The organism is Microbacterium sp. KKR3/1 (assembly GCF_021272365.1).
Lineage (GTDB): Bacteria > Actinomycetota > Actinomycetes > Actinomycetales > Microbacteriaceae > Microbacterium > Microbacterium aurugineum.
In genome coordinates this window covers 2235912-2262494 of sequence record NZ_JAJSDW010000001.1, presented here as the reverse complement: position 1 = coordinate 2262494, position 26583 = coordinate 2235912, and the positions used below count along the sequence as shown (strand labels likewise).

The 26583-nt window shown below is 68.7% G+C and carries 26 protein-coding genes; 11 read left to right on the top strand and 15 right to left on the bottom strand.

The window, feature by feature from the left end; translation table 11 throughout:
- Positions 1 to 101: 101 nt before the first annotated feature.
- From LVJ59_RS10760 to LVJ59_RS10730, 7 genes are all read left to right on the top strand, one after another.
- Positions 102 to 3071, top strand: coding sequence for a Na+/H+ antiporter subunit A (locus LVJ59_RS10760; RefSeq protein ID WP_232763006.1), 2970 nt, complete (start codon positions 102 to 104; stop codon positions 3069 to 3071).
- The gene (locus tag LVJ59_RS10755; RefSeq protein ID WP_052193689.1) at positions 3071 to 3640 is read left to right on the top strand and encodes a Na(+)/H(+) antiporter subunit C; all 570 of its coding nucleotides are present in this window, start codon (positions 3071 to 3073) and stop codon (positions 3638 to 3640) included. The genes LVJ59_RS10760 and LVJ59_RS10755 overlap by 1 nt, the downstream gene beginning before the upstream one ends.
- A complete protein-coding gene (locus LVJ59_RS10750; protein WP_047523454.1) occupies positions 3637 to 5187 on the top strand; it encodes a Na+/H+ antiporter subunit D in 1551 nt (516 codons plus the stop codon). The genes LVJ59_RS10755 and LVJ59_RS10750 overlap by 4 nt, the downstream gene beginning before the upstream one ends.
- Positions 5187 to 5774, top strand: coding sequence for a Na+/H+ antiporter subunit E (locus LVJ59_RS10745; protein ID WP_232763005.1), 588 nt, complete (start codon positions 5187 to 5189; stop codon positions 5772 to 5774). Before LVJ59_RS10750 ends, LVJ59_RS10745 begins: the two co-directional genes overlap by 1 nt.
- Positions 5771 to 6040: a monovalent cation/H+ antiporter complex subunit F gene (locus LVJ59_RS10740; protein WP_047523448.1), complete on the top strand. Its 270-nt coding sequence runs from the start codon at positions 5771 to 5773 to the stop codon at positions 6038 to 6040. Before LVJ59_RS10745 ends, LVJ59_RS10740 begins: the two co-directional genes overlap by 4 nt.
- The gene (mnhG, locus tag LVJ59_RS10735; protein ID WP_134352615.1) at positions 6037 to 6426 is read left to right on the top strand and encodes a monovalent cation/H(+) antiporter subunit G; all 390 of its coding nucleotides are present in this window, start codon (positions 6037 to 6039) and stop codon (positions 6424 to 6426) included. Before LVJ59_RS10740 ends, mnhG begins: the two co-directional genes overlap by 4 nt.
- Positions 6427 to 6701: 275 nt before the next feature.
- Positions 6702 to 7583, top strand: coding sequence for an endonuclease domain-containing protein (locus tag LVJ59_RS10730; protein WP_232763004.1), 882 nt, complete (start codon positions 6702 to 6704; stop codon positions 7581 to 7583).
- 82 nt (positions 7584 to 7665) lie between these two features.
- Here the strand turns inward: LVJ59_RS10730 and LVJ59_RS10725 are convergent, their stop codons facing one another.
- The 8 genes from LVJ59_RS10725 to LVJ59_RS10690 all read right to left on the bottom strand — a co-directional run bounded on the left by LVJ59_RS10725 (position 7666) and on the right by LVJ59_RS10690 (position 17141).
- Positions 7666 to 8427 (bottom strand): alpha/beta fold hydrolase, encoded by a 762-nt coding sequence (locus LVJ59_RS10725; RefSeq protein WP_134352617.1) that lies wholly within the window; start codon positions 8425 to 8427, stop codon positions 7666 to 7668.
- A 59-nt stretch (positions 8428 to 8486) separates the two neighbouring features.
- Positions 8487 to 11138: a penicillin acylase family protein gene (locus LVJ59_RS10720; protein ID WP_232763003.1), complete on the bottom strand. Its 2652-nt coding sequence runs from the start codon at positions 11136 to 11138 to the stop codon at positions 8487 to 8489.
- Positions 11139 to 11273: 135 nt separating this feature from the next.
- Complete coding sequence (locus tag LVJ59_RS10715; protein WP_232763002.1) at positions 11274 to 13109, bottom strand: YhgE/Pip domain-containing protein; 1836 nt, start codon at positions 13107 to 13109, stop codon at positions 11274 to 11276.
- Entirely contained in the window at positions 13106 to 13948 is an 843-nt protein-coding gene (locus LVJ59_RS10710; RefSeq protein ID WP_232763001.1) for a hypothetical protein, read from the bottom strand. The genes LVJ59_RS10715 and LVJ59_RS10710 overlap by 4 nt, the downstream gene beginning before the upstream one ends.
- On the bottom strand, positions 13945 to 14580 hold the full coding sequence (locus LVJ59_RS10705) for a TetR/AcrR family transcriptional regulator (protein WP_232763000.1): 636 nt from the start codon (positions 14578 to 14580) through the stop codon (positions 13945 to 13947). Before LVJ59_RS10705 ends, LVJ59_RS10710 begins: the two co-directional genes overlap by 4 nt.
- A gap of 421 nt (positions 14581 to 15001) precedes the next feature.
- Entirely contained in the window at positions 15002 to 16447 is a 1446-nt protein-coding gene (argG, locus tag LVJ59_RS10700) for an argininosuccinate synthase (RefSeq protein ID WP_232762999.1), read from the bottom strand.
- A gap of 63 nt (positions 16448 to 16510) precedes the next feature.
- Positions 16511 to 16927, bottom strand: coding sequence for a PIN domain-containing protein (locus LVJ59_RS10695; RefSeq protein ID WP_232762998.1), 417 nt, complete (start codon positions 16925 to 16927; stop codon positions 16511 to 16513).
- Positions 16911 to 17141, bottom strand: coding sequence for an AbrB/MazE/SpoVT family DNA-binding domain-containing protein (locus LVJ59_RS10690; RefSeq protein ID WP_226533466.1), 231 nt, complete (start codon positions 17139 to 17141; stop codon positions 16911 to 16913). The genes LVJ59_RS10695 and LVJ59_RS10690 overlap by 17 nt, the downstream gene beginning before the upstream one ends.
- 84 nt (positions 17142 to 17225) lie before the next feature.
- On the opposite strand from LVJ59_RS10690, the gene LVJ59_RS10685 reads away from it, so the two are divergent.
- Together LVJ59_RS10685 and LVJ59_RS10680 are read left to right on the top strand one after the other, a co-directional pair.
- A complete protein-coding gene (locus tag LVJ59_RS10685; RefSeq protein ID WP_232762997.1) occupies positions 17226 to 17711 on the top strand; it encodes a hypothetical protein in 486 nt (161 codons plus the stop codon).
- 174 nt (positions 17712 to 17885) lie between these two features.
- On the top strand, positions 17886 to 18593 hold the full coding sequence (locus LVJ59_RS10680) for a hypothetical protein (RefSeq protein ID WP_232762996.1): 708 nt from the start codon (positions 17886 to 17888) through the stop codon (positions 18591 to 18593).
- A 31-nt stretch (positions 18594 to 18624) separates the two neighbouring features.
- Here LVJ59_RS10680 and LVJ59_RS10675 read toward each other — a convergent pair whose 3' ends face one another.
- Complete coding sequence (locus LVJ59_RS10675; RefSeq protein ID WP_153243276.1) at positions 18625 to 19032, bottom strand: pyridoxamine 5'-phosphate oxidase family protein; 408 nt, start codon at positions 19030 to 19032, stop codon at positions 18625 to 18627.
- A 204-nt stretch (positions 19033 to 19236) separates the two neighbouring features.
- Between LVJ59_RS10675 and LVJ59_RS10670 the strand changes: the two genes are divergently transcribed.
- Positions 19237 to 20208 (top strand): alpha/beta hydrolase, encoded by a 972-nt coding sequence (locus LVJ59_RS10670; protein ID WP_232762995.1) that lies wholly within the window; start codon positions 19237 to 19239, stop codon positions 20206 to 20208.
- A 132-nt stretch (positions 20209 to 20340) separates the two neighbouring features.
- Positions 20341 to 21336 (top strand): hypothetical protein, encoded by a 996-nt coding sequence (locus LVJ59_RS10665; RefSeq protein WP_232762994.1) that lies wholly within the window; start codon positions 20341 to 20343, stop codon positions 21334 to 21336.
- Between the two features lie 16 nt (positions 21337 to 21352).
- Here the strand turns inward: LVJ59_RS10665 and LVJ59_RS10660 are convergent, their stop codons facing one another.
- The 6 genes from LVJ59_RS10660 to LVJ59_RS10635 are packed head-to-tail and all read right to left on the bottom strand — an operon-like array spanning position 21353 to position 26581.
- Entirely contained in the window at positions 21353 to 22450 is a 1098-nt protein-coding gene (locus LVJ59_RS10660; RefSeq protein ID WP_232762993.1) for a hypothetical protein, read from the bottom strand.
- Positions 22450 to 23187, bottom strand: a complete 738-nt coding sequence (locus LVJ59_RS10655) for a hypothetical protein (protein ID WP_232763177.1) — start codon at positions 23185 to 23187, stop codon at positions 22450 to 22452. Before LVJ59_RS10655 ends, LVJ59_RS10660 begins: the two co-directional genes overlap by 1 nt.
- 2 nt (positions 23188 to 23189) lie before the next feature.
- Positions 23190 to 24242, bottom strand: coding sequence for a VWA domain-containing protein (locus tag LVJ59_RS10650; protein WP_232762992.1), 1053 nt, complete (start codon positions 24240 to 24242; stop codon positions 23190 to 23192).
- Positions 24239 to 25225 carry a VWA domain-containing protein gene (locus tag LVJ59_RS10645; protein ID WP_232762991.1) on the bottom strand — a complete coding sequence of 329 codons (987 nt, stop codon included), beginning with the start codon at positions 25223 to 25225 and terminating at the stop codon, positions 24239 to 24241. Before LVJ59_RS10645 ends, LVJ59_RS10650 begins: the two co-directional genes overlap by 4 nt.
- A complete protein-coding gene (locus LVJ59_RS10640; RefSeq protein WP_232762990.1) occupies positions 25216 to 25707 on the bottom strand; it encodes a hypothetical protein in 492 nt (163 codons plus the stop codon). The genes LVJ59_RS10645 and LVJ59_RS10640 overlap by 10 nt, the downstream gene beginning before the upstream one ends.
- On the bottom strand, positions 25694 to 26581 hold the full coding sequence (locus LVJ59_RS10635) for a DUF58 domain-containing protein (RefSeq protein ID WP_232762989.1): 888 nt from the start codon (positions 26579 to 26581) through the stop codon (positions 25694 to 25696). Before LVJ59_RS10635 ends, LVJ59_RS10640 begins: the two co-directional genes overlap by 14 nt.
- Positions 26582 to 26583 lie beyond the last annotated feature (2 nt).

The following is a 26583-nucleotide window of genomic DNA, read 5'->3' as shown; positions in this document are numbered from 1 at the left end:
CGTGCAGCGCGAGAAGCGCGAGGTGCGCCTCGCGCCGGTAAACTGGACGCGAGACCCCCGCGAGAGCTGTGGGGCCGACGACCCCCGAGGGAGCCGCGTATATGCTGACGCTCCTCGCCGTGTTCCTCCTCGGGTCGCTGTTGATGCCCGTTCTGGTGCGCTGGCTCGGAGCTCAGGCGTTCGCGATCGCGGCCCTCGTCCCGGCTGCCGCTTTCGTGCATGCGCTGGTGATGACGCCACAGGTCCTCGACGGTCCGGTTCCGTTCGAGTCGGTCGCCTGGATCCCGCAACTCGGCCTCAACCTGTCCATGAACATGGACGTGCTCGGCTGGGTGCTCACGCTCATCGTCACGGGGGTCGGCGCCCTCGTGCTGCTCTACTGCCGGTGGTACTTCCACGACGACGCGGCGGGCATCGGTCAGTTCGCCGGGGTGCTGCTCGGTTTCGCCGGCGCGATGTACGGTCTCGTCCTTACCGACGACCTCGTGATGCTGGTCATGTTCTGGGAACTGACGAGCATCCTCTCCTACCTCCTCATCGGTCACTACCGACGCCGTGCCGCCAGCCGACGCGCAGCGCTCCAGGCACTCCTCGTGACCACGCTCGGCGGACTCGTGATGTTCGTCGGGGTCGTGCTGCTGGTCGTCGACACCGGCACTTCGAGCATCCGCGAGATCCTCGAGATCGCGCCGTCCGGACCGATCGTGGATGCCGCGATCGTCATGCTGCTGGTCGGAGCGATCAGCAAGTCGGCGCTGTTCCCGTTCCACTTCTGGCTTCCCGGCGCGATGGCCGCGCCCACTCCCGTCAGCGCCTATCTGCACGCGGCGGCGATGGTGAAGGCAGGTATCTATCTGATCGCCCGGTTCGCCCCGATCTTCGCGTTCAGCGCGCCGTGGCGCCCCATCGTCATAACCCTCGGCATCCTGACGATGCTGATCGGCGGCATCCAGGCGCTGCGTGAGACCGACCTCAAGCGCATCCTCGCGTTCGGCACGGTCAGCCAGCTCGGCTTCTTCGCGGTGGTCGTCGGCTACGGCACCCAGGCCGCGGCACTCGCGGGCCTCGCCCTGGTCATCGGTCACGCGCTGTTCAAGTCGGCCCTGTTCCTGATCGTCGGCGTCATCGACCGTCAGCTCTCCACGCGAGACATCACCGAGCTCTCCGGTGTCGGACGCCAGGCTCCCGTCATGGCGACGGCGGCATTCATCTCCATCGCCTCGATGGTCGGCATCGCTCCGACCATCGGTTTCGTCGCGAAGGAATCGACCCTCACCGCTCTTCTCGACGATGCGCTGGGAGGATCCCCGTGGGGTCTGGTCGCGCTCATCGGGGTGGTCCTCGGTTCCATGCTGACTGCGGCATATGGGGCCCGCTTCCTCTGGGGGGCCTTCTGGAAGAAGCGTGATGAGCAGGGACAGCAGCTCCCGGACACCGCCTGGCCCGACCCTCCGGTGGGATTCCTGTCGGCACCGATCATCCTCGCCGGTGTCACCCTCGCCGCGGGAATCGGCGCCCCTGCGCTCGACGTCGCCCTGCAGGGGTACGCGCTCACCGCGAGCCCCGGGCTCGACCACGCCGGAGAAGCCGTCGAGGGTCCGGGGCATCTCGCCCTCTGGCACGGCTTCGAACCTGCACTGGGCATCTCGATCCTCTCGATCCTGCTCGGCATCGGGCTCTTCCTGCTCAGCCGCAAGACCGGGTGGGATCGCAAGGCCCGCCTGCTGCGCTTCACGGCGGCGGACGTGTACTACCTCGTCATGCGCGGCGTTGACCGCCTGTCGGTCCTGAGCACCACGCTCACCCAGCGAGGCTCCCTGCCGGTGTACGTCGGCACCATCTTCGTGGTGTTCGTCTCCGCAGAAGTGACAGCGCTCATCGCGAGTGACATCGATCGCTACAACCTGTCGGCATGGCACACCCCCGCCCAGATCGTCGTGGCGCCGATCATGGCGATCGCCGGAGTCTTCGCCGTCCGTGCGCAGAAGCGCTACACGGGAGTGGTCCTGGTGTCGGTCACCGGCCTGGGGATGGTGGTCCTCTTCGCCACGAGCGGTGCCCCGGATCTCGCTCTCACGCAGATCCTCATCGAGACCGTCACGATGGTCACGTTCGCACTCGTGCTCCGTCGCCTCCCCGCGCGGATGGGCGAGCACAACGCCTCCGTCGGCCGGGTTCCGCGCGCGCTGCTCGCGATCGGCGTCGGCGTCACGATGGCCTTCATCGCCGTCGTGGCGACCCAGTCCCGGATCGCCGACCCGATCTCGGAGATCTTCCCCGAGATCGCCTACGAGATCGGCCACGGCAAGAACGTGGTCAATGTGGCGCTGGTCGACCTGCGCGGCTGGGACACGATGGGCGAGCTCTCGGTGCTCGTGCTGGCCGCGACGGGTGTGGCTTCCCTGGTGTTCGTCACGCACCGGGCCGACCTTCTGGCGGGCACGAAGAATCTGCCGCGAGCCACCCGCAAGGCCGCCCGCAGCCGCCCGCTCGTCGAGACCACCGAGGGCATCCGCTTCCAGACCTCCGAGAACGAGAGCAGCCCGCGTGCCTGGCTCGTCGGCGGACAGAGGATGAAGCCCGAGAACCGCTCGATCCTGCTCGAAGTGATCGTCCGAATCCTGTTCCACACGATCATCGTGGTCTCGATCTTCCTGCTGTTCTCCGGGCACAACCTTCCGGGCGGAGGCTTCGCCGGAGGGCTCGTCGCCGGTATGGCTTTGGTCATGCGATATATCGCCGGTGGCCGGTGGGAGCTCGGCGCCGCGGCGCCCACCGACGCCGGGCGACTCCTGGGCACCGGGTTGATCCTCGCCGTCGGCACCGCGGTCGTGCCGCTCTTCTTCGGCCTCGCACCGCTGACCAGCACCTTCTGGGAATGGGAGATCCCCGGCATCGGGCACATGGAGTTCGTCACCTCGACCATCTTCGACGTGGGCGTTTACCTGGTCGTGATCGGTCTGGTCCTCGACGTCCTGCGCAGCCTCGGCGCCGAGGTCGATCGGCAGGCTGCCCTCCGGTCCACACCGGGCCCCGAAGGCTTCCTCTCCCGTGAGGGGAGGAGCCGCTGATGGATGTCTCCCTCACCCTGATCATCATCATGGCCGTGCTCTTCGCCTGCGGCGTGTACGCGATGCTGGAGCGCAGCCTGACCCGCGTGCTGATCGGCTTCCTGCTGCTCGGCAACGCGACCAACCTGCTGCTCCTGATCGTGATGGGAGTGCCGGGCAACGCTCCGTTCTTCGGTACCGAAGGCGAGATGAGCGACCCGCTCCCGCAGGCGCTCACCCTCACCGCCATCGTGATCACGTTCGCGGTCTCCGCCTTCCTCCTCGCCCTCATCTACCGCTCCTGGCAGCTCGGCCAAGCCGACACCGTCGAGGACGACGAGGCCGACATCGCGCTCCGCGAGCGCACCGACGCCGACGAAGACCTCATGGACGACGAGTCCGAGACCGACGACGACGAGGCCACCACGGACTTCGTCGGGGTGCAGACGTCGCCGATCACGGTGCTGCACATGCGCGATCACTCCGCCATCCATGACGACGCACCCTTCGATGCGCCCACCGATTGGGGTGGCGACGCAGACCATGACGAACGTCACGACCACGGACAGAACGAGGAGGGCAAGCCATGACCGCCCTCGTCCCGCTCCTCGTCGCCCTGCCGCTCCTGGGAGCCGCGGTCACGCTCGTCTTCGGCCGGAACCCGCGGCTCCAGGTCGTCGTCACCGTCGCGACGCTCGCCGCGGTCTCGGTGATCGCCGCGATCCTCCTCGTGGTGGTCGACGGAGGTGAGCCGCTCGCGGTGTCCGTCGGCGGCTGGCCCGTCCCATTCGGCATCGTGCTCTACGTCGACCGGCTCGCCGCGCTTCTGGTGCTGATCTCGAGCATCGTGCTGGTCGCGGTCCTGCTCTTCTCGGTCGGCCAGGGTGCGGCCGACGGCACCGACGAGACACCGATCTCGATCTTCAACCCGTCCTACCTGATCCTGGCCGCCGGTATCTTCAACGCCTTCATCGCCGGCGACCTCTTCAACCTCTACGTCGGCTTCGAGATCCTGCTCGTCGCCTCGTACGTCCTGATCACCCTCGGCAGCACCGAGTCCCGGATCCGCACCGGCGCGGTCTACATCGTCGTCTCGCTGGTGTCGTCGATCCTGTTCCTGGCGTCGATCGCGATGATCTACGGTGCGCTCGGCACGGTCAACATGGCGCAGATCGCCGAGCGGATGTCGGAGCTCCCGCAGGAGACCCAGCTGGTGCTGCACCTGATGCTGGTCGTGGCATTCGGCATCAAGGCGGCCATCTTCCCGGTGTCCTTCTGGCTGCCGGACTCCTACCCGACCGCGCCCGCCCCGGTCACCGCGGTGTTCGCAGGCCTGTTGACCAAGGTCGGCGTGTACGCGCTGATCCGCACCGAGACGCAGCTCTTCGCCTCGAACAGCATCGACACCCTGCTGCTCATCATCGCGCTCGCCACCATGATCGTCGGGGTGCTCGGTGCGGTCGCGCAGGCGGAGCTCAAACGAATCCTGTCTTTCACCCTCGTCAGCCATGTCGGCTACATGATCTTCGGTCTCGCGATCGCGACGCCGGCCGCGATCGGTGCGACGGTGTACTACATCGTCCACCACATCGTCGTGCAGACGACCCTGTTCCTCGCGGTCGGCCTTGTGGAACGTCGAGCGGGCAGCACATCGATCCTGCGGGTCAAGGGACTCCTCAAGGTCGCCCCCGTGATCGCCGTGCTGTACTTCGTGCCCGCGATCAACCTCGGTGGCCTGCCACCGTTCTCGGGGTTCATCGGCAAGTTCGCACTGTTCGAGGCGGCGGCCTCCGTCGGCACCCCGCTCATGCTCGTGCTGATCTTCGGTGGCATCATCACCTCGCTGCTCACGCTGTACGCCCTCATGCGTGCCTGGAACCTCGCGTTCTGGCGTGAGGAGGAGGACTCCACCGAGACCGAGGGTCGCATCTCCTACCTCGGCAATGCCCCGGCCGCCGACGAGCAGCAGGAGCGTCGTCGCATCCCGAAGATCATGACGGTCGCGACCGGGGGGATGGTCGCGGTCACCCTCGCCCTCACCGTCTTCGCCGGTCCCCTCTACGCCCTGTGCGACCGTATCGGTGCCGCCTTGCTGCAGCCGGTGAGCCTGGTGCAGCTGGAAGAGGAGGTGGGCTGATGGAGCGCGAGACCCGACGTCATCTCTGGCGCGACATCCGGGTGCAGCTGCCCTTCCTGGCGTGGCTCGTCGTGCTCTGGATGCTGTTGTGGGCGCAGTTCACCGTGCTGTCCTTCCTCACCGGACTGATCGTCGCGATCTTCGTCACCCGCGTCTTCCGGCTGCCCACCGTCGCCCTCTCCGGTCGAGTCAACCTCTGGTACGCGGCGCTCTTCGTCGTGCAGTTCCTCTTCGCCGTGCTCAACGGAGCGCTCTCGGTCACGGTGCAGGTGTTCGACTTCCGCCGCCAGCCGGGCACAGCCATCGTCGCGGTGCCCCTGCGCTACGCCGACGACCTGGTGATGACGCACGTCGCCGTGGTGTCCTCACTGATCCCCGGTTCGCTTGTCGTCGAGACCGATCGCGACCGTCGCATCCTGTACCTGCACGTGATCGGCGTCCGGACGACCGACGACGTGGAGAAGCAGCGCGCCGGGGTGCTCCGGTGGGAGCGCAGGATCGTGCGTGCGCTCGGCGACCCCGCGCAGTACCGTGCACTCAAGGCCGACGAACGGGCCGGGCTCGGAGCGAAGGGCGGTGTCCGATGAACATTCTGCTCCTGCTGATCATGGTCGTCTTCGGCATCGCCGCGATCCTCGCTCTGATCCGCATCGTGCGCGGACCGTCGATCCTCGACCGCGCTGTCGCCTCCGACGTGCTCCTCACCGAGGTGATGTGCGTGATCGGTGCGGAGATGGCGATCAACGGTCACACCCGGAACATCCCCGTCCTCCTCATCATCGCGGCCATCGGAGTGTTCGGGTCGATCGCGGTGGCCCGGTTCGTCGCGAGAAGGGACAACACGACACCATGAACGTGCTCGGTCTCATGATCCCGGATGCCGTCATCGACGTGGCGGTCCTGGTGCTCATCCTGCTCGGTGCCGTGCTGTGCCTGTCGGCGGCGGTCGGACTGCTGCACTTCCGGGATGTGCCCTCCCGTCTGCACGCGGCCACCAAGCCGCAGGTCCTCGGGCTCCTGCTCATCTGCATCGCCATCGCCCTGTCGCAGCGGTCGATCGGCGGCATCCTGGTCGGTCTCGTGCTCATCGCGCCGATCGTGCTGATGCAGTTCGCGACCGCTCCGCTCTCGGCGCACATGGTCGGGCGGCAGGCCTATCGCAACGGAACCATCGAGCAGCGGGGCCTCGTCGTGGACGAGCTCGCCGAGTCGAAGCAGACACCGCCCGCCGCCGGCTGACCTCCCCCGGGTGTCGCGCCGGTGCAGCGCAGGTGCAGCGCCGGCCGGGCAGAGCCATCGAGTGTTCACAACTCCCTAGATCCGAGCTCGGAAGGTTTGGATTCGTGGCTCTTCCTGCCGAATCTGCATGTTCTTGAGGAGTTGTGAACGGCGGGGTGGGTGTCATCGGCACCTGACTGTTCCTCCCCAGGGACCGCATCGGGGAAAACCATCCCCATTCCGCGCAGTCTGCCCCGCTCGACGCGCCGGTCCGCCAAGCTTCCCGGATGCGACCTATGACCGTCCGTCAACGCACTGCTCGGTTCTACGCCGTGACCGTCTTCTCGCGCGCCGACCTGGTGGCATCGGGAATGACGTCGCGCGACATCCTTCGCGCCGTCGAGGGTGGTCGACTTCGGCGACTCCGCAGAGACCGGTACGCGATCGAACCGGTGTCTGCCGAGGTGGCTGAGGCCGTGCGGATCGGCGGTCGTCTGTCGTGTGTCTCCCTTCTCGTCGAGATCGGAGTCTTCGTCCATCTGCGAGGGGTGCTGCACGTGCATGTGCGACCGGGATCCTCTCGAGTGAGGCCCCCTCGGTCGAAGCACACACTGCTCCACTGGAACACATGGTCCGGCGATCCCGAACCGTTGCATGCGGCATCTCTCGGCGATGCACTGATGCAAGCGGTCCGCTGTCAGCACCCACGGGCTGCCGTCGCCACACTCGACAGCATCCTGCACCACGGTCTGATGACGGGGGAGGAGGTCGCGCGTGTTTTCGAGCGGTTGCCGGTGCGCTTCAGGATCCTGCTCACTCTCGTCGACTCGTCAGCGGAGTCGGGGCCGGAGACGTTCATGAGGCTCATCCTGCGGACGCTGGGAATCGCCTACGAGACCCAGGTGGCGATCGACGGAGTGGGGCGAGTGGATTTCCTCGTCGAGGGGTGGCTCATCATCGAGTGCGACAGCAGGGAGTTCCACGAGGGCTGGGAGAAACAGGTCGACGATCGTCGGCGCGATCTGGCTGCCGCGACGAAGGGGTACATCACCATCCGTCCCCTCGCCTCAGACATCTTGCGCAGAGATTCCGCTCTGCGCGAGGCGGTTGATGCGGTCGTGCAGAGTCTGGGCCCGCACTTCCGGAACGCTTCGCGTGCACAACTCCTCAAGAAGTGAGGTGAATCCTCCCTGCGCAGGGTTTGGACGCGGCCGGCACGCCGATCTTGAGGAGTTGTGAACGCCGACGGTCGGTGAGGGGTCAGATGCGGGCAGCGAACTCGTGGATCAGCCGGGCCGCGGGCTCGGAGTCACTGATCAGGGTGCCGTGACCGTGGTCGGGGATGACTTCGAGGGCGGCCCCGGGGATGGCGTCGAGGATTTCGCGGCACCAGCTCAGCGGCGCCAGCGGGTCGCTCTCACCGCGGAGCACGAGCACGGGGCACTTGATGCGGACGAACGCGTCTTCGGGCTCGTGCACGATGGTCGCGCGCATCTTCCGGATCAGGTGAGGGCCTCCGCGCAGGTACTCCCTCGCCCCGCGCCAGAGCACCAACGGGCGTTCGCCGATCAGGTCGAGCAGCAGGTACCGCGCTTGGGCACCGACGTTGCGCGCCGCCTTGTTCACCGTGGGGCCGGCCAGCACTACGCCTTCGACCAGGGAGGGATGCCGCGCGGCGAGCTCGGCCGCGATCTGACTTCCCATCGAGTGGCCGATCACGATGACCGGACTCGCCCCCACGTGCGTCAGATAGGCCGCGACCAGGTCGGCGTGCCGCTCCATGGTGAGGGTGCGCGTCGGTTCGGGCGCCTCACCGAATCCGGGGAGGTCGAGTGCGATCACGCGCCCCTCGAGCCGTTGCACGATGTCGAGGTAGACGCTGCGTCCCATGCCGATGCCGTGCAGGAGCAGATAGGTGTGGGGGCCTTCCCCGAACGTCTCTGCGATGAGCGTCGCACCCCCGTGCTCGAACTCCAGGAGCGTGGCGGGAGTGCCCTTCGGGGCGAGGTAACTGGATGGCACCCACCCACGCTAGCCGAGCACCCTGTGGCGCCGCTTCCGGCGCCGCCGCTCGCGACCGTTCAGCCGGCCGGGGTCAGCACCAGGGTGTCGACGGTCGCCGCCGCGACGGCCTTCTCCGTGAAGGCCCACGGCGTCTGCACGCCGGCAGCCCAGTCCTCGGTCTGGTCGGTGTAGTTCGCGTGGAAGGCGTGGCCGGACGCCCCGGTGAGGTGGTTCCAGGTCGACGCATCGAAATCCGAGAGGTCGACGACCATGCGCATCGAGGGCACCGTCGTCGTCGCGTACGAGACGCCGAGCGCCCATCCGGTCGCGTTCACCACGGACGCTCCGCCGCCCACGGGGAACGGGCCCCGGTTGAAGAGCGCTTCGATCGGCGCGATGCCGGAGGAACCGAGAGTGTCGCTCGTGAGGGTGATCGCGTGGAGGTCGCCCCAGTTCCACCGCAGGACGTCTTCACCCTGCAGCGCGGCGAGCTCCTCGTAGGCCTGTTCCGCCGAGAGCTTCAGCATGGAATCCATCCCGTCGACGCCGAGCGCCGCGTTGGTCCACAGCGGGTCGGACGGGTCCTCGAACAAGTCGGCCACCACCATGAAGAGCCTGCCCTGCCCGTCGATGGGGAGCGGCTGTTCACGTTCGGCGAAGATGTTCTGCACGAGGTTCGACCAGAGCACGTTGGCATAGGCGGCCGCGGCGGAGGATGCCGAGTTCTGGGCGTCCCACGTGGTCAGCAGTTCCACGGCGTCCTTCGGTCCGGCTCCGCTCACCTTGACGTCGCCCATCACGGTCACGAGGTGCTTGCCGATCCACATCTCGTTGTCCATCTGGATGTCGCGCATGTCCTGGGCGGTCAGCGGAGCGGCCGCCGCGCGTCGTTCGATCAGGTGCGCGATGCGCGCCGCCCGGTACCCGTAGTCCCAGTCGCGGGAGAGGAAGTAGGAGTAGTCATCCGCAACGATCGCGTTGTTCGCGGTCACGATGTACCCCGAGCTGGGGTTGTACGACACCGGCAGTTCCTCGAACGGGATGTACCCGGTCCAGTCGTAGCTGCTGTCCCATCCCGGCTGTGGCATCCACCCGTCGCCGGCGCCCCGGATCGGGAGTCGGCCGGGCGTCTGGTAGCCGATGTTGCCCTCGGTGTCGGCGTAGATCAGGTTCTGGGCCGGCACGTCGAAGAGGGATGCGGCGTAGCGGAAGTCCTCGAAGTCCTGCGCAGTGCCCAGGGCGAAGATCGCGGTCGCTGTCGTGCCCGGGTCGAGGGCGGTCCAGCGCAGGCTGACCGCGTACTCGGCGTCGTCCTCTGCGCCGGGCGCGGGAGTGGTGGCACCACCGGCGTCGAGGGCGGGTGCTGGGTCGTCGGCGATCGCTGTGAAGTCGTCGGTGAGCCCCGAGATGATCGGCCCGTGCACGGTCGAGCGGATCGTCAACTCGATGTCGTCGGAGCCGGCGACCTTGATCGTCTCGGTGCGCTGCTCGAGCGGGACCAGCTTCCCGTCGCGCCAGTACTCGTCGCCGACGACGCGCTCGACGTAGAGGTCGGTCACATCGGTCGTGAGGTTGGTGAAGCCCCAGGCGACCTGGCTGTTGTGCCCGATCACGATGCCGGGCAATCCCGAGAACGAGAAGCCGCTGACGTCGAACGGGCAGTCGTCGTCCACGGTCGAGCAGGTGAGCTGCACCTGGTACCAGACCGAAGGGAGGGAGGCGCCGAGGTGCGGGTCATTCGCCAGCAGCGGTGCACCGCTCTCGGTGAGGTCGCCGGAGACCACCCAGGAGTTCGAGCCGATCCCCTCGCCCACATCGCCGACGAGTTCGCTCGCCGCCTCGATGACGCTCGACGTCTCGGTCCACTCGATCGTCGTGGTCGCCTGCTGGATCTGGTCCTCGGTCTCGGGGAGCGTGTAGGCGGCGGGCTCTGCGCCGGTGTCGAGAGTCGGCACCGTGGAGATCTTCGGGACGATCACCGGATTCTCGTCGAACGGATAGTCGGGGTAGAGCTGCGCGAGCAGGTCGCCGGTCTCGGTGGTCGTCTCGTCGGCCTCGCTCGACTCGGCGGCGAGGAGCGAGCGCTCGGTCTCGTTCTCGATGTTGCCCCGGAGGTCCCAGGCCATCGCCTTGAGCCAGGCGACCGAGTCGGCGGGCTCCCACGGCTCGGGTACGTAGTCCGGGTTCTGTATGCCGAGAACTGCATATTCAAGCGACAGCTCCGCTCCGGAGCGGGAAGCGAGGTAGGCGTTGACCCCGTCGGCGTAGGCCTCGTAGTAGCCGCGCGTGATGTCGTCCATCGCCTCGACCTCGGCCTCGGCGACGTCGCGCCAGCCGAGGGTGCGCAGGAACGCATCGGTCGCGGCCTGCGACTCACCGAACATCTCCGCGACTCGACCCGCGGTCACGTGGCGACGGAAGTCCATCTCGAAGAACCGGTCCTGGGCGTGCACGAAGCCCTGGGCATAGAAGAGGTCGTCGGTGGAGTCCGCCGTGATCGTCGGGATGCCGCGGGCGTCTCGCTGCACCGTGACCTCGGCCTGGAGCCCATCGAGCTCCAGTGTGCCGGCCGTCTGCGGGAAGGAGCGTTGGATTGTCCAGGTCACGAAGAACGCCGCGGCCACGGCGACCACGACGACAGCGGCCACCACCAGGAACGCGATGCGTCCGATCCGGACTCCCAGGGAGGGGCGTGCGGGTGCGGCGGATGCCTGTGAATCGGTCGTCATCGTCGAGAACTCTTTCGGGTAGACATGTGGAACTCAGTCCCATCGAGCCCCAGTGCGCGTATCAGGGTCGCGCCTTCGCATCATATCCGGCCGGGCGCTCGTCACGGCGTGTCCCGCGACGAACGCCCGGGATCGTCAGCCGATCAAGCTCGGTTGCAGGTCGCGCAGGGTGCGCCGATGGGTCATGCGCGTCACCCCGATCATCGCCAGCAGCAGCGCACCGGCGAGCCAGGCTCCGAGGACCACCAGATCCCACCCGGCGCGTGCGTAGTCTCCGCCGTACATGAGCTGCCTCATCGCGTCGACCACGTAGCCCAGGGGGAGGACGTGATGGAGGGCGGCGAGGGGGCCGGGCAGCGTCTGCCAGGGGAACGTCCCTCCCGCGGTGACCAGCTGCAGCACCATCAGCACCAGGCCGAGGAACTGCCCGACCGACCCGAGCCAGACATTGAGCGCGAGGATGATCGCCGCGAAGGTGGCCGAGGCGAACATCATCACGCCGAGGGTGCCGAGCGGGTGGTCGAAGGTGAAGCCGAGGGTGATCGCCAGGATGCCCATGAGCCCGACCATCTGCACGGCGCCCAGCATCGCGGGGGTCAGCCACCCGGCCAGCGTGATGCGGATGGGCGAGTGCAGGGCGGTGATCGCGCGCCGAGAGATCGGCTTCACGATAAGGAACAGTGCGTAGATGCCGATCCAGGCCGAGAGCGCGGCGAAGAACGGTGCGAGGCCGGCGCCGTAGTCCTCCGCGGACGCGACCTTGTCGCTCGACACCTTCACGGGGTCGGCGATCGTGTCGGCCTGCAGTGTCCGCAGCTCCGGTGTGGAGGACGGGATCGCGTCGACGCCGGCGGACAGCCCGTCGCGCAGCTCCGTCGTTCCGGATGCGAGCGTCGCGAGCCCGTCCCGCAGTTGGACCGCGCCGGTGTTCGCGGCCGAAGCTCCGGTCGCGACCGTGCCGGCCCCCGATGCGAGATCGGCGGCACCGGACGCCAGGGATGCGGCGCCGTCGGCGAGCTGGTCGACTTTGCCGACCGCGCTCTGCACCTGCGCGTTGCCCTCCTCCAGGCGGGAGCCCAGCGGGTCGAGCGTGGCCAGGACCTGGTCGATCTCCTCCGGGGTGAGACCCCGCTCCGTCAGGGCGTTCGCGATGTCGGTGCGCACCTGCGGGAGGGCGTTGGTCGCCTGCTGGACTGCCGCGCCGGCACGGTCGGCGACGTCCGCCAACTGGCGGTTCCCCGCGCTGACCTGCTGTGCGCCGCTCGCGAGTGTCTGCGCTCCTGCCGCGAGTTGAGCGGTGCCGTCCGCGAGTTTGGCGGTGCCGTCTGCGAGCGTGGAGCTCCCCGTCGCGGCCGTCCCCGCGCCGTCCGCGAGCTGCGTGGCCCCCTCCGTCGCGGTGACGAGGTTGTCGCGCACGTCACTGAGGCCGGTGAGCAGTCGCTCGGCCGCCTGGCTCCCGACCATCTCAGCCACCGAGCTGCGGATCTTCTCGACGGCCTGGGTACCCATCGATGAGGCGAGATAGTTGTTCGCGTCGTTGGTCTCGAGGACGATCCGTGCTTGGTGGGGGTCCGTGCCGGCGGCGGAGGTCAGTGCGGTGGAGAAGTCCGCCGGAATGGTCACGGTGAAGTCGACGGCACCCGTCCGCAGTGCCTCGGAGGCGTCGTCCGCCGTCATCCGCTGCCAGTCGAAAGCGTTGCCCTCGAGGAGGTTCTCGGCCACATCCTCGCCGTAGTTCACGTCTTCGCCGGTCGCCGGCTCGGTGCCGCTGGCGGGGGCGGGCGCACCGGCGTCGTCGACGACCAGAGCGACGGGAACCTCGGGGAACTTGGCATACGGGTCCTGGTTCGCCCAAAGGTAGAGGCCGCCGTAGAGGATCGGCACGCAGATCAGCGCGACCAGGGCGAGGATCCCCATCCTGCTCGCAGTCAGTCGCCGCAGCTCGGCGGCGATCATGGCGGGAACCTTCATCGCCCACCTCCGTTCTCTGTGGGGTCCTCGCGCAGGGGAAGCGGGGTGTCCGCGTCATGGTTCGTGGCGTCCGCGTCAAGGTTCGTGGCGTCCGCCGACACGCCAAATGCAGGACCTTCTGCCCCGTCCGGTCCGACCTCTGGCGTGTCGGCCACCAGTTCTGGTTCTGGTTCGGGCTCGGGTTCGGGGTCGGGTGTGGGTGTGGGAAGTGGCTGGACGGGGCCGGAGGCGTTGATCGCCTCGAACTCGTGCATCCGCTCCAGAGCGACCGCTGCCGAGCCGCCGACGATCACGAGCATCGCGTAGCCACGGTCGGCGAACTCCCCGGCGATGCGCCACCAGCCGTCCGGACGTCCGCCGTGCCGGTCGGGGGAGACGAGGACCAGCCCTTCGACGCCTTCGCGGAGCACGGCGAGTTCGCACAGGATGCGTATGCGGGCGGCGGGATCGATGTTCCCGATCGGGACCGAGGCGAGCTCACCGAACCCCAACCGGGCGAGCCAGCGCCGTGCGTGCAGTGGTGTGGCGCCGACGCCGGCGAACATGAGCTCTTCGCCCACGACGCCGGCGAGCGTGATGTCGGGGTGCGGATCGCTGACATCCGGGGCATCGACCAGCGCGAGGTGCCGGCGCAGCGCCTTCGGGTCGGCTGTACCGTCGATGCTCACCCGTCCGGTGTCGGGGCGCATGCGGCCGCTCGCGATCAGTCCGAGAACGGTCGGGCGCTGTTCGGTCTCGGCGAGGGCGAAGCGCACGGCACCGGTGTGGAATTCCAACGACGTCGCGGGAAGGGCCTGACCGCCGCGTCCTTTGCTCACGTCCTGCAGGGCGATCTTCATGCGCGGGCCGTCCGATCTGCGGGTGCGGTGGCGTCGATGTCGGGGTGAGCGGTGAGGAGGTCATCGATCTCACGCCAGGAGAGCCCGGCGACGCTCAGCACGGTGCGCACGGCGACGTCGGCCGCGTCGGAGCTGGTGGCATCCGTGCGCGAGACGACGGTGCGGGCCATCTCCTCGATCAAGCGTGCGAGCGTGGGCGCGGCGAGGTCCGTGCGGAAGCTCCCGTCCTCCTGGCCGCGGCGCACGAGGTCGGCGACGGTGCGACGCAGGGGTGCGAGTGCCGCCGCGGTGTGTTCCACATGCGTCTCATCGAGCGCGAGTGCCGCAGCGAGGTGCACGTGCGCCGCCTCGTGCCAGAGCCGTGCGGCGAGGCGGGCGAGGGTGATCCGGGCATCCTCGTCATCGATCGACGCGGCGATCGCATTGAATCGTTGTGCTCCGGTCGAGATGAGCTGGCGGATCAGGGCGTCGCGATCGTCGAAGTGCCCGTAGAGCGTGCGACGGGAGAGGCCCGCGTTGCGTGCGATGACATCGATCGAGGCATACGGGTCGACCGCCAGGGTCGAGCGTGCGGCGGCGAGGATGACGGCGCGATTCTCGACGGCGTCGCGACGGGGTGCACGAGTTGTCATCGGTCCAGGATACGATCATGCACAGTAGTGTGCAAGATAGGGGTTGGATTCGAAGTCGGCTCTCAGGATCCCCGCCCCGCGGGCATAGCTCGGCCCCGCGGGGATGGCTCGGTCCGGCAGGTATGGCTCGGTCCGGCAGGTATGGCTCGTCCGGCAGGTATGGCTCGGTCCGGCAGGTATGGCTCGTCCCACATGCATGACTGTTCCCCGGATGCATGAGCGATCCGGATGGACCGGTCATGCATCCGTCGCCGGATCATGCAGGTGCGAGGCAAACCCGTGTGAGGCGCAGCCCCGAGTGAGGCGCAGCCCCGCGTGAGGCGCAGCCCCGCGTGCGTGCTGGGCTCCGCGTCAGGTGGAGTCCGAGTCAGGCGTCCGAGGCAGGCGCCCGAGGCAGGGGCCCGGGCTCAGGCGCCCGGGATCAGTCGGTGCCGGAGTCGAAGGCCGCACCCTCGGAGGCGGAGTCGACGGCATCCGCCAGGGTCTCATCGGCCTCGGAGATCGATCCGTGGACCGACTCGGTGATCTCGCTCGACTCGCCGGCCGTCACGCGACCCACGAGCTCGCCGGTCGCGCCCCCCACGAGGCCGAGTCCCGCGTACTGCTCCAGACGTGCGCGCGAATCGGCGATGTCGAGGTTGCGCATGGTGAGCTGGCCGATGCGGTCGACCGGTCCGAATGCGGCATCGCCGACCCGCTCCATCGACAGCTTCTCCGGACCGTAGGAGAGGTTCGGGGAGACGGTGTCGACGATGGTCCAGTCGTCTCCGCGGCGCAGACGGATCGTCACGGTGCCCGAGATGGTGAGGCCGACCCAGCGCTGGATCGACTCGCGCAGCATGAGCGACTGCGGCTCCAACCAGCGGCCCTCGTACATGAGGCGACCGAGGCGGCGGCCCTGCTCGTGGTAGGTGGCGAGCGTGTCTTCGTTCAGGATGCCGTTGACCAGGCGCTCGTAGGCGATGAACAGTAGCGACATGCCCGGGGCCTCGTAGATGCCGCGGGACTTGGCCTCGATGATGCGGTTCTCGATCTGGTCGCTCATGCCGAGGCCGTGGCGTCCGCCGATGGTGTTCGCCTCCATGACGAGGGCGACCGGGTCGCTGTACTCGACGCCGTTGATCGCGACCGGACGACCGGACTCGAAGGTGACGGTGACGTCTTCGGTCTCGATCGCGACGGAGGGGTCCCAGAACTTCACGCCCATGATCGGGTCGACGGTCTCGAGCGAGACGTCCAGGTGCTCGAGCGTCTTCGCCTCGTGCGTCGCGCCCCAGATGTTGGCGTCGGTCGAGTAGGCCTTCTCGGCGGAGTCGCGGTAAGGGAAGTCGCGCGCGACGAGCCAGTCGCTCATCTCCTTGCGACCGCCCAGTTCGGTGACGAAGTCGGCGTCGAGCCACGGCTTGTAGATGCGCAGACGCGGGTTGGCGAGCAGGCCGTAGCGGTAGAACCGCTCGATGTCGTTGCCCTTGTAGGTCGAGCCGTCACCCCAGATGTCGACGCCGTCCTCCTTCATCGCGCGCACCAGCATGGTGCCGGTGACCGCGCGACCGAGGGGCGTCGTGTTGAAGTAGGTCTTGCCGCCGGAGCGGATGTGGAACGCGCCGCAGGAGAGGGCGACGAAGCCCTCTTCGACCAGGGCGGTCTTGCAGTCGATCAGGCGCGAGGCCTCCGCGCCGTACTCCAGCGCGCGGCCGGGGATCGATTCGATGTCGTCTTCGTCGTACTGGCCGAGGTCGCCCGTGTACGTGAAGGGCACGGCGCCCTTCTCGCGCATCCACGCGACGGCGACGGAGGTGTCGAGTCCTCCGGAGAAGGCGATGCCGACGCGCTCGCCGACGGGCAGGGACTGGAGGACCTTGGACATGGCTCCCAGTCTATCCGCGGGCGGCGTGTCGCCCTGTCCCGCATGACGGTGGGGATGCCGCCCTCAGGCGAGGAGGACCTCCACCCGGAGCGCGGCATACGTGCCCAGGGCGCGACGGTCGCACGTGAGTAGTGGGACGGCCGCATCCCGTGCGGCCAGGCCCACGAGTCCGTCGTACACCGAGCCCCCTGCGATGCCCGCCTCGGCGAAGGTGGTGGTCGCGGCCGCCGCCGTCGTCGGCGAAAGCGGTGCGGAGGCGGGGAACGACCGGTCGATGATCTCCTGCGCGCGACCGGGACTGACGCGGGCGGCGCCCGGCAGGCGCGTCAGCACCGAGTACGTCTCGACGGCCGCGTGCCCGGCGAGCCCGATGACGCGACCGTGGGTGAGTTCGAGCATCCGTTCGTGTGCCGGGTTCCGGTCATGGACCAGCGCGATCGCGGCACTGGTGTCGAGGAGGAGATCAGCGCTGATCGGCAAGTCGGAGCTCCCGGACCTCGTCCACGGTGAGTGTCGGGCCGCCTGTGATGATGAGACGGCCATCCTTCTCGATGAGGTTGTCCGGAGCGTCGATCTCGATCCGGATGCCGTTGCCGTCGAGGAGGAGATCGACCGGGCCGGGGATCAATCCCACGCGCTCACGGAGCGCGGCCGGGATCACTATCCGCCCTGCCTTGTCCATGGTTGCTCTCATGCCATGACCGTACCATTCAAATGGTGGCAACCGAGTGCTTCATATCGGCGGCGGACGCGCAGGCAGCGTCGATACAGTGCTCGCATGCAGAGAGCGCGGTTCCGTGGACTGTGGTGGTTCGTCGCAGGAGGCGTGATCCTCGCAGTGCTTCTCGTCGTGGCGTTTCAGAGCTTCCGCGGATCGACGCTCGCGCGGCAGGACATGGGTGCACATCTGACTTTCCCCGCGACGTATCACGGCTTCGAAGAGGCCCCGGAACACACCGGCTTCACTCTCCATGAAGACGGCGTCGCTGACGTGTCGGCGCTGATGCTGGGGTCGGAGGAGCGGACGCTCGACGACGGGCGCGTGTGTCTCGACGGAGACGTGATCCCGGTCGCGGGGAAGGCGAGGTGGCGGACGGACGATGCAGGCGGGGTCATCATCGAGGCGGGCGAGCGGCACACGCGCTTCCAGCAGGACGATCCGTTGCTCATGGGCGGGGGCTGGGGAAAGGTGTACGTCCTGACTCCGTGCACCGAGGAATACACCGCGACGTTCGTCACCCCGAACGCGAACTACTCCGACTGAGCGACGTCCTCGGACTCTGGAGGCGAAAACGGAGGAGTGGCGGGCGCGGGGCGGCGTGTCGAGGCGCGACCCGCCGACGGACACACGACACGTCTCCGTTTTGGCCGAAGTCGGAGCGGCGGGGAGGCCCCCGGAGGTGCAAGAGTGGGCCGACGGAGGTCGGACATGGCGGACATGGGTGGAGCAATCCTGTGGGGTGCGGTCGCGGCGGCACCGCTGTTCATCGGCGCGGTGCTCGCGCTGCTCCGGAAGTGGCCGCCGCGGTGGCTCGGTATCGTCCTAGGCTTCGGCGCGGGCGCGCTGATGGCGTCGATCGCGTTCGAGCTCTGGGAGGAGGGGCTGGATCTCGCCGGCCCCATCCCCCTGGTGATCGGAGTCGCGGCTGGAGCGATCAGCTACTACGTCGCCGATCGCATCCTCGACGCCCGTGCCGCGAAGACCAAGGCCGAGGCGGGCGGCGGCCAGCTCGCGGTCGGAGCGCTGCTCGACGGCATCCCGGAGCAGCTCGTGCTCGGGATCGGCCTCGCCTCGGGGGAGCCGGTCAGCATCGCGCTCGTGGTCGCCATCCTGGTGTCGAACCTTCCCGAATCGATCGGCTCGGCCGCCGACCTGCTCGAGGGCGGGATGGCGAGGTCCCGGGTGCTCCTGCTGTGGGCGGGCGTCGCCGTGATCTGTGCGCTCGCGACGGTTGCCGGATTCGGGCTGGCGAGCCTGACCGGGGATGACTTCCGCTCGGCGGCGAGCGGCTTCGCGGCCGGTGCGCTGTTGGTGATGCTCGTGGATTCGATGATCCCCGAGGCGCAGTCGAAGGCGAAGGAGTCCACGGGCCTCGCGACCGTGCTGGGGTTCGCGCTCGCCGCAGGGCTGGCCCTGGCGAGCTGACGACGCGCGGCGAACACCCCGCCGCCGGCGATCAGGTCTCTCCGTGCTCCTGGTCTCGACGGACGATGCGCCCCGTGATGTGCTCGATGTGGAACGCCAGGGGGAGGTCCCGTTCGCTCCCGGCCCACGGGGTCACGCGAGCCCCGGCGCCGGCCGCCTTCTCCTCGGGCACCCGGGACAGCGGTCCGTGCATCAGGACGCTCCAGGCGGTGCTGCCGAGGGGGTCGTGATAGTCCACCTCGAACGAGACGTCCGCCGGCTCGTGCGTCAGCTCGGCCAGCAGTCCCTCGGGCGCGGTGCGGAGGAGCAGGTCGTGGCCGGAGACGACGTAGTTCACGGGCAGGATCTGCACGCGGCCGTCGTGCACGAAGCCTATGCGGCCGATCGTGGTGGTGCGCAGCAACTCGGCGGATTGCTGTTCATCGAGTACTCGGATCATCCGCGCCTTCCTTTCCCTGTGGCGCCAGGCTATCCACGGCGGGAAGCGTGTTCAAGGGACACCTCCACCGGGGCCGGGAGGCACCCGCCACTCGGCGGACGGAATGCGTCGGATCGGCCTCGGGTGGCGGGTTATCCTCGGGTGTCGCGTGCGCGAGTCTGGCGAGACGCCGCCGCGACGGCGGCCGAGGACAAAGGAGTTCTGATGACGGACACGACCCTGGCACGACCGCCCTTCGATCCCGAGCTCGAAGCCGCGCTCGCCCTCGTCGGCGACCAGCTGCCGCCCACGCTGACGCCCGAGATGATCCCGCTGCTCCGGCAGTCGCCCGTGAGCGGGGATGAGGAGATCTTCGCGGCGCTCGCGGAGCGGGGCTTCACGCGGCGGGACGTCACGATCGCCGGACACGAGGGCGATGAGATCGTCGTCTCCGTGATCGAGAAGGAAGGACGCACGGGCACCGGCCCCGGGTTCTTCCACACGCACGGCGGCGGCATGATCATCGGCAACCGCTGGCTCGGCGTGGTCGGATTCCTCGACTGGGCGGAGCGATTCAACGGAGTCATCGTCACGGTCGAATACCGACTCGCTCCGGAGTTCCCCGACCCCTATCCCGTCGAGGACTGCTACGCGGGGCTGCGGTGGACCGCGGAGCACGCCGACGAGCTCGGCATCGACACGTCGCGGCTGCTGATCGGCGGCGGCAGCGCCGGGGGCGGGCTGGCGGCGGGCACCGCCCTCCTCGCCCGTGACCGGAAGGGTCCTGAGCTGATCGGTCAGCTGCTGATCTACCCGATGCTCGACGATCGTGATGCGTCGGTGTCGACGCATCAGATCGATGGGATCGGCGTCTGGGACCGCGGTTCGAACGTCACCGGATGGTCGGCGCTCCTCGGCGACCGCAAGGGCACGGACGACGTGTCGATCTATGCGGCACCCGCCCGCGCCACCGACCTCTCCGGCCTCCCGCCCGCGTTCATCGACTGCGGCAGCGCCGAGGTGTTCCGCGACGAGGACGTCGCGTACGCCACGAAGCTGTGGGAAGCCGGCGTCCAGGCCGAACTGCACGTCTGGGCCGGAGGGTTCCACGGCTTCGACATGTTCGCGCCGCACGCCGCCGTCGCGCAGGCCATGCTCGCGGCCCGCGACAGCTGGGTGAACCGCCTGCTCTCCTGAGTCCGGATTCCGTGCCCGGACCCCTCCCGTCGCACTCCCTGCCCGTTTCCGGCCCTCGGAGCGGCAGAAAGTGCGACGGGAGCACGGCACGTCGACCCCGTAGGGTGGAATCCCCGCGCGATGGAGCCCGACATGCAAGACCTGCTGGGGCGGCTCACCGCCCTCGACCCGGATGCCAGCGAGACGCTCAAGGTCGTCACGTACTTCGACGCCCTCGTGGCCCGTTCCGTCGGCGTCGAGAGCATGCTGCGGGGTGCCGCGGTGCTCAGCGGCGCGACCGCGGGACACCGCGATGGCCGGCAGATCGTGCGCGTGCGCGCGGACGGGGTGCGCATCGACCCCATCGAGCCGTCGCCCACCTGGCTCATCCGGGAGAGCGGCCCGGACGCCGTCGCCTGGATCGAGCGCGACGGCGATCCCCACACCAACGACGCGATGATCCTGGAACGGCTCAGCCTCGCGCTCGGCATCATCCGGGCACGTCGCGCGGTGGGACCGGAGAGCGCCGTCGAACTGGCGATCAGCTCCTACGCCGGTGCCGACGAGAGGGCCGCCGCACTGCCGCGCCTTCGTCTCACCGACGAGACGCTGCGGATGGTCGCCTCTCCTCCTGACCCGGCACCCCTGCCGCAGCATCCGTCCGCCGTGGTCGCCACCCGGCACGGACTCACGCGGGCGACGATCCTGGATGCCTCCACCGAGGCGCGGGACGCCTGGCCCGACGGTGCGGAGCTGCGGCTGGGCCTCGGAGTCGCCGGCACGGGAGAGCAGCTTCCGCGATCGTGGTCTTCCGCTCTGGTGGCGGTCCGGCTCACCGATCCCGCGGAACCGGTCGTCGATGCCGCCGACCTCGGAGGGCTCCTGCTCGTCGCGGAGGCCGCGGACGCCGGCCCCCTCCACCCGGATGCGGCCGCGCTCGCCGCGCTCGACGACCGAAGCCGGGAACTGCTCGACGCCGTCATCGAGGAGCAGAGCGTGCGGGCGGCGGCGGTGCGCCTGGGAAGACACCACTCCAGCGTGCAGGAGCGGATGGCGGCGCTCGTGGTGATTCTTGGCTACGACCCGCGGACCTCCCGCGGACACGCCCGCTACGTGCTCGCCCGGATGCTGCTGACCCTCAGCGCCTGACGATCCTGCGCCTTGACTACTCGTAGCCCGGGTAGTCCTGCAGCCGTGTCTCGAACTCCTCGCGATCGGCGTCGCTGAGCACCCCACTCGCGAGCACGAACAGCTGAAGGCCCTCGAGCGGCTCCCCGGTGCGGGCCTGCTGCGCCTCGCGTGCCGCGAGGAATCCGCCGTCCTGATCGTTCGAGAGGTCGTGGATGTCGGCGTAGAAGCGCAGCGGATCCGGGTAGTTCTCGGTGTAGTACTCCCACGTGTGCTGCGAGCGGGGGTCGTCGCTGCCGTACAGCTTCGTGATCATCCCCGGGTCGATGCCGGAGATGGCGGGGTCGTTGAACGAGTACAGCTCCCACAGCCCGTGTTCGATGACCACCTCGTTGATGACGGCCATCACCGCGTGCTTGCGATCGTCGTCCTGGATCGGCTGCTCGGTGGCCCAGCCCTGCGAGGTGTATTCGACCAGCATCGACTCCCCGCCGTAGCCGTTGCGCTCCGGCCGCAGGTCTTCGTCGCCCACCGCGACCCAGGTGTACCCGAACTCGTCGGTGAGCCGCGCACGGATGTCGGCGAAGAGCGACTCCGACTGTGCGCGCACGTCTTCCAGGGACTGCTGTGCGAGCGTCTGCTGCGGATCCGTGCCCTTGATCCCGGGATACGCCTCCGCATGCTTCTGCTCGGCGGACTTCATGCCCTCGTAGTTGCCGGAGGCCGACGTCTGCAGGGCGCTCATGCCGCCGACGGTGGCGACGTTGAACAGGATCGTGACGACCAGGGCGATCGCCCCCAGCAGGCGTCCCCGCGGTGAGAGCAGAGCGGCGATGACCGTGGCGACCACGACGAGCTGAGCGGTCACCATCGTGACGCTGTAGAGGATGTCGGTGCTGCCGGCCAGCAGTGTGCCCAGGAGCGTCAGGGCGAACAGGACCGCCACGGTGAGGGCCGTCCACCCGAGAGCGTTGGCGGGCTTCTTCGGCTCCTCTTCGACGGAGACGGAGACCGCGGCAGGGGGGGAGGGCACGAAGGCCTCGCGGCGTGCGCCGCGGTAACCGCCGGGCGGGGGAACCGGGGGCGCGCCTTCGGTCCCCGCGAGGTAGCGAGCCCTCTGCTTCTCGTGATCCATCACCACGGCTTGTCCGTTCCCGACCCGCCGGGATCCTCGCCCAGCTGCTGGTCGCGCTCCTGGGTGCCCTGCTCGAGCTTGTCCTGAAGATCCTGCAGCTTGTCCTCGGACGGCTGTTCGTCCTCGTTCGGCTGCGGAGGCGGGGGCTGCTGCTGATCCTGCTCCTGCTGCTTCTGCTTCAGGCGGTCCTCGGTGCTGTCGAGCGTGTCGGACATGTCGCGCTGAGGATCGGACGACTGCTCCTGAGCCTCCTCGCTGTGACACTCCTCCGGCGTCTCGGCGGTGATCGTCAGGGCTTCACCGTAGAGCTGGGCCGCGGTCGCGCCATCGCCGCCGGCGCGTGCGGCGTCGCCCATGCGCTCGACGACGAGAGCCAGGTTGATCCGCACCCCGCACACTTCGAGCCCGGTGGCCAGGCGGAGCGCCTCTTCGAGCTCCGCCCTCGCCTGCGGCAACTGTTCGGCCGCTCCGAGCGCCGTGCCGATGTTGAAGGGGGCCTTGTACGGCTCGAACCAGTTGAGGAAGCTCTGTCCGCGCGCCGCCGCCTCCGAGCCCGCGAAGTCGTCGACCACGTAGGCGGTGATCGCCTGGTGCGCGAACGCGTACATGCTCAGCAGCTTGCCCACGAAGAACAGCGCGGCGAGAGTGAGCGGAAGGGTGCCGATGGCGACCCATCGACGGACGCGGCGGCGTCGCCGATTCGACCGCAGGAGCGCGGCGGCGGCATCGTTCGTCATCGTCACGAGGTGCCTCCCGGTTGCCGGGGGGATTCCCGGGGCGCGCGCAGTCGCCGCAGCTGTGCGATCAGCATCGTGGCGCGCGCGAGCTCGACGCCGAGGATGAGGAGGATGACGAGCGCCGCGACCCAGTACAGCTCGATGGCGTTGCCGACCTCTCCGGACTCGGCGTAGTCGGTCGTCGTCGACGGCGCCTCGGGCAGCACCGGTTCGGCGTCCGCGGTCCGAAGCTGGTAGTCCACCCCGAGCTGGTCGGCGATCCTCTCCAGGTTCCCTTCGTCGATCACGGACAGGGCGTCGGACCCCTGGTATTGGATATAGCCGGTCCCGCTGTCCGAGAGATCGCCCGTGGTGATGCGCATCGGTCCGCCCTCGGCCGTGCCGTAGCCGAAGACGCCGCCCGCATCGGTGTACTTCTCGCTCGCGCTGAACGACTCCGGCGGGGTGTCGACGGTCTGCTCGCCGTCACCGAAGTAGAAGACCATCCGCGACCGGTCGGGTGAGGATTGGGCCGCCGAGGTGAGTGTCTCCGCGAGCAGCGGCGTGGCGATGCCGATCGAACTCCCGCGCGACTGGCTGGTGACCTCGGGGCGCAGCACGTCCAGCGAGCCCAGGAGAGCCGTCGTGTCGGTGGTGAGGGGCATCCGCAACTCGGCGGCGGCGTCCGAGGTGATCAGGGCGAAGCGCGCGCCCGGATACTCCTCGACCAGCGCGCGCACGTCGTCGCGGATGCCGTCGAGTCGAGGTTCCCCGTCGCCCCAGTCCTCGGCGACGATGCTCGCCGTGGTGTCGACGACGAGCACGATGTCGGTGTCGGTCGCGAGCGTCTGGGTGGCGCCGCCCGGGATGCCGGGGCGCAGCAGCATCACGACGCAGGCGAGCACTAGCACCAGGCGCATGGCCCACAGGGCGCGGTGTCCGGCGAGGGAGCCCGGCGCGGACGAGGCAGCGGCCGTCGCCTTCGCCGGTCGCACCAGGATCCACACGACCAGGACGATGATCGGGAGGCAGATCAGGGCGATCAGCAACGGAGCGAGTACGGGATGGAAGATCACAGTCGCACCCTCCACAGCACCACGACGAAGGCGAGGAGGCAGATCGAGAGCAGAGCGATCCAGAGGTCCGGGGTGTCGGTCCAGACCACCTGCGCCTCTCCCCTCAGCTCGGTGGCCTCCTGCTCCTGCACCTGGCTGACGATGTCCGAGACGGTCGTCGTGTCGCGCAGGCCGAATGCGGCGCCACCGGTGGCTTCGGCGGCGGCGGTGAGCTCCGCGCTCACCGCCGCGTCCTTGCCCTGCACCGGGTTCAGGGCGAACACGCGTACGCCCTTCGACGCCGCGTAGGCAGCCGCCTCGTCGAGCGTGACGATCGAGGCGCCGTTGATCTCGTTGTCGGTGGCGAAGATCACCGAGCGCGAGCGGTCGTCGTCCGGGTGGTCGAAGCCCATCGTGCAGGCGGCGAGGCCGTCGCCGATCAGCGAGGCGCCGTCGCCGTTGAGTGTGCCGAGCCAGTGCTCCGGGACCTGGTCGCCGTAGTCGAAGCTCCGGGTCATGCTCTCGAGGTGCTCGCGGATGAAGTCGTAGTCGTCGGTGAGCGGGAAGATCTGCACCGGTGAGCTGTTGAAGATCGTCAGTCCGATCCGCTCACCTTCGAAGCCGTCCAGCAGCTCGTCGAACACGGTCAGCACTTCGACGTCGACCTCGGTCATGGATCCGGAGACATCGAGGCACAGCATGATGTCGCGGCTCGTGTTGACCGGTTGGACGGTCTGCGCCGACATCGGTCGGGCGGACACCACCCCCGCCACGAGCGCCGTGACCGCGCCCAGGGCGAGGATGCCCGAGAGGGCCACCGCCCGCCGCGCCAGCGCCTGACGGAAGGTGGGAAGCGTGCGGAGCCGTTCGGCGCGGGCGATCCGGGCCGTGTCCGCCGCGCGACCACGGCTGCTCCGGCGCAGACCGAGGACGAGGCCGATCGCCACCGCGATCAGCACGACCGCCGCGGCGGCGAAAAGCACCCAGGGATTCGCTAGTGCCATGAGCGCACCACCGTCCGGGCGGCCTCGGCACCGGCGACCGGATCGATCGCCGGTCCCTGCCGGAAGATACTCGGGTAGTAGTGCCTGCCCATCGCATCGATGAGCGCGGGATGGACGCCCCGTGCCACGAGGTCATCGAGCGCGAGGACGGGAGCCTCCAAGCCGCTGTACTCGTTGACGAACGTCCGCACGACGCGGCTGAGCTCGAGATTCGCCTGCCGCGGGGAGAGGCGGCGCTCGCGGTAGTCGGTCTCGATCTGCTGGATGCGCGTCAGGTACTCGGTGCGCAGTTGCGAGAGCACATCGACGATCAGCGGTGCCTGTCCGGGATTCTGCTCGCCGACCGACAGGGTACGCCGTGGGCGGGTGAGGAGGATCAGGAGCCAGGCCCCCGCGATCAGCAGGAGCAGGATGCCGATCGCGAGCAGCATCCATCCCCAGCCGTATTGTGCGGGCGGGTAGAGCTCGTCAGAGCCGGGCATTCGACCTCCGATTCAGCAGCTGCAGGAGCTGCGTGACGGCGTCGTCCTGTCCGTCCAGAGAGGCGTGGCTGATCTCCATCCGCGTGAGGAGCTCGGCGAGGTGCGCGGCGTCGGCGTCGCGCTGCGCGGTCAGCTCTCGCACGATGCCACGGTCGCCCTGCACGAAGTCCGGCACCTGCCAGCGGCTGTCCACGTCGCTGCGGATGCGCCCGGTCGCGTGGTCGAGCACGGGGTCGGCGTCGCGCACGGTGAGCCACAGGACGTCGTGCTGCACGCGCAGGCGCCGCAGCATCCGTTCGGTCTCGCTCGTCACGGGGGCCTCGTCTGTGACGACGACCACGATCATCCGGCGCGAGATCGTGCGCGTGATGAAGGACAGCAGGGCATCGCGGTCGCTCGGTGCGGAGCTCTCGTTGATCGCGTGGTCGATCGTGCGCAGGGCATGTTCGAGTGCCCCCTCGCTGCGGCCCGGCGCGAGTCGACGCACCTTCGCGGAGTCGCCGTAGACCGTGGTGAAATCGTCGCCGTGGCGCAGCGTCAGCACGCCGAGCATCCCCGTGGCGAGGATCGCCAGCTCCTTCTTCGAGCGTTCGTCGGCGGCGAGGGCCGACATCGAGCGGCCGGTGTCGACGGCGAACAACACGGTGTGCATCCGTGTGGCGCGCGAGCGCTTGACCAGGGGAGTGCCCAGCCGCGCGGTCGCCCGCCAGTCGATGTCGCGCACCTGATCGCCGTACTCGTACTTGCGCAGGTCTTCGAAGTCGAGGCTCCGCCCGTGCAGCAGCGACGCGTAGGCGCCGTCCAGCGCGTGCAGCGACTTGCGCGTCGAGTGGATGAAGAGCTTGCTCTTCACCTGCGTGATCAGGCTGGCCATGA

Coding starts and splice junctions, on each gene's coding strand:
- LVJ59_RS10760 (WP_232763006.1), top strand. CDS start 102: ATGCTGACGCTCCTCGCCGTGTTCCTCCTCGGGTCGCTGTTGATGCCC.
- LVJ59_RS10755 (WP_052193689.1), top strand. CDS start 3,071: ATGGATGTCTCCCTCACCCTGATCATCATCATGGCCGTGCTCTTCGCC.
- LVJ59_RS10750 (WP_047523454.1), top strand. CDS start 3,637: ATGACCGCCCTCGTCCCGCTCCTCGTCGCCCTGCCGCTCCTGGGAGCC.
- LVJ59_RS10745 (WP_232763005.1), top strand. CDS start 5,187: ATGGAGCGCGAGACCCGACGTCATCTCTGGCGCGACATCCGGGTGCAG.
- LVJ59_RS10740 (WP_047523448.1), top strand. CDS start 5,771: ATGAACATTCTGCTCCTGCTGATCATGGTCGTCTTCGGCATCGCCGCG.
- mnhG (WP_134352615.1), top strand. CDS start 6,037: ATGAACGTGCTCGGTCTCATGATCCCGGATGCCGTCATCGACGTGGCG.
- LVJ59_RS10730 (WP_232763004.1), top strand. CDS start 6,702: ATGACCGTCCGTCAACGCACTGCTCGGTTCTACGCCGTGACCGTCTTC.
- LVJ59_RS10720 (WP_232763003.1), bottom strand. CDS start 11,138: ATGACGACCGATTCACAGGCATCCGCCGCACCCGCACGCCCCTCCCTG.
- LVJ59_RS10715 (WP_232763002.1), bottom strand. CDS start 13,109: ATGAAGGTTCCCGCCATGATCGCCGCCGAGCTGCGGCGACTGACTGCG.
- LVJ59_RS10710 (WP_232763001.1), bottom strand. CDS start 13,948: ATGAAGATCGCCCTGCAGGACGTGAGCAAAGGACGCGGCGGTCAGGCC.
- LVJ59_RS10705 (WP_232763000.1), bottom strand. CDS start 14,580: ATGACAACTCGTGCACCCCGTCGCGACGCCGTCGAGAATCGCGCCGTC.
- argG (WP_232762999.1), bottom strand. CDS start 16,447: ATGTCCAAGGTCCTCCAGTCCCTGCCCGTCGGCGAGCGCGTCGGCATC.
- LVJ59_RS10690 (WP_226533466.1), bottom strand. CDS start 17,141: ATGAGAGCAACCATGGACAAGGCAGGGCGGATAGTGATCCCGGCCGCG.
- LVJ59_RS10685 (WP_232762997.1), top strand. CDS start 17,226: ATGCAGAGAGCGCGGTTCCGTGGACTGTGGTGGTTCGTCGCAGGAGGC.
- LVJ59_RS10680 (WP_232762996.1), top strand. CDS start 17,886: ATGGGTGGAGCAATCCTGTGGGGTGCGGTCGCGGCGGCACCGCTGTTC.
- LVJ59_RS10675 (WP_153243276.1), bottom strand. CDS start 19,032: ATGATCCGAGTACTCGATGAACAGCAATCCGCCGAGTTGCTGCGCACC.
- LVJ59_RS10670 (WP_232762995.1), top strand. CDS start 19,237: ATGACGGACACGACCCTGGCACGACCGCCCTTCGATCCCGAGCTCGAA.
- LVJ59_RS10665 (WP_232762994.1), top strand. CDS start 20,341: ATGCAAGACCTGCTGGGGCGGCTCACCGCCCTCGACCCGGATGCCAGC.
- LVJ59_RS10660 (WP_232762993.1), bottom strand. CDS start 22,450: ATGGATCACGAGAAGCAGAGGGCTCGCTACCTCGCGGGGACCGAAGGC.
- LVJ59_RS10655 (WP_232763177.1), bottom strand. CDS start 23,187: ATGACGAACGATGCCGCCGCCGCGCTCCTGCGGTCGAATCGGCGACGC.
- LVJ59_RS10645 (WP_232762991.1), bottom strand. CDS start 25,225: ATGGCACTAGCGAATCCCTGGGTGCTTTTCGCCGCCGCGGCGGTCGTG.
- LVJ59_RS10640 (WP_232762990.1), bottom strand. CDS start 25,707: ATGCCCGGCTCTGACGAGCTCTACCCGCCCGCACAATACGGCTGGGGA.
- LVJ59_RS10635 (WP_232762989.1), bottom strand. CDS start 26,581: ATGGCCAGCCTGATCACGCAGGTGAAGAGCAAGCTCTTCATCCACTCG.